Origin of the sequence: Bradyrhizobium sp. 76, from assembly GCF_023073025.1 — a bacterium.
Classification (GTDB): Bacteria; Pseudomonadota; Alphaproteobacteria; order Rhizobiales; family Xanthobacteraceae; genus Bradyrhizobium.
The window spans coordinates 1-1,049 of sequence record NZ_JADPIS010000101.1; the positions used below are offsets into that span (position 1 = coordinate 1).

Annotated in this window: 1 protein-coding gene; it reads right to left on the reverse strand. The window is 64.3% G+C overall.

Going from position 1 to position 1,049, the window contains the following annotated elements:
• On the reverse strand, nt 1-1,049 hold a 1,049-nt coding region (locus tag IVB48_RS23870; protein ID WP_247403548.1), incomplete at both ends, for a phosphoenolpyruvate carboxykinase (ATP).

The following is a 1,049-nucleotide window of genomic DNA, read 5'->3' on the forward strand; positions in this document are numbered from 1 at the left end:
AAAGCGTTGGCGGCGAGCATCACCACGTTCTTCGGCTGCGGGGCGCGGCCGGTGCGGGAGGCGTTCGGGATGAATTCGAGCGGATACGCCGAGCGCGTGTTCTCGGTCTTGGAGCCGTCGTCGAAATCGACCACGCGGGTGTCTTCGTCGAGCACGCAATTCTCGAGCACCGCGCCGAAGCGGGTCGAGGCGGCATAGATCTCGGGCTCGGCTTCCTGCGACAGCTTGATGCACTTGGCGTAGCAGCCGCCTTCGAAGTTAAAGACGCCGTTCGGGCCCCAGCCGTGCTCGTCATCGCCGATCAGCGTGCGGTTCGGATCGGCTGACAGCGTGGTCTTGCCGGTGCCGGACAGGCCGAAGAAGATCGCGGCATCACCCTTGGCGCCGACATTGGCCGAGCAATGCATCGGCATCACGCCGCGCTCGGGCAGATAGTAGTTCAGCGTGGTGAAGACCGACTTCTTCATCTCGCCGGCATAGTAGGAGCCGGCGATCAGCACGATCTTGCGGGCGAAATCGATCGCGACGACGTTCTCCGACTTGCAGCCATGGCGCTTCGGATCGGCGCGGAAGCTCGGCATGTCGATGATGGTGAGCTCGGGCACGAACGCCGAGAGCTCGACCGCCTCGGGGCGGATCAGCAGCGTGCGGATGAACAGCGAGTGCCAGGCGAGCTCGGTGAAGACGCGGGTCTTGATGCGGTAGGCCGGATCGGCGCCGCCGTAGAGGTCCTGCGCGAACAGCGACTTGCCTTCGGCTTGCTTGAGGAAGTCCTGGTAGAGCGTCTCGAACTGCTCTGCGGTGATCGACTGGTTGCCGGCCCACCACATCTTCTTGTCGGTGGTGGCGTCACGCACCGTGAACTTGTCCTTGGGGCTGCGGCCGGTGAACTCGCCGGTGTCGGCGCAGAGCGCGCCATCGGCCGACAGCACCGCCTCGCCCGCGGAGAGCGAGTATTGATAGAGTTGCGGCGCACCGAGGTTCCAGTGAACCTGCTTGAGATTCTTTAAGCCGAATTTGTCGGCGCCGAAGGCACCGTTGCGCACGCC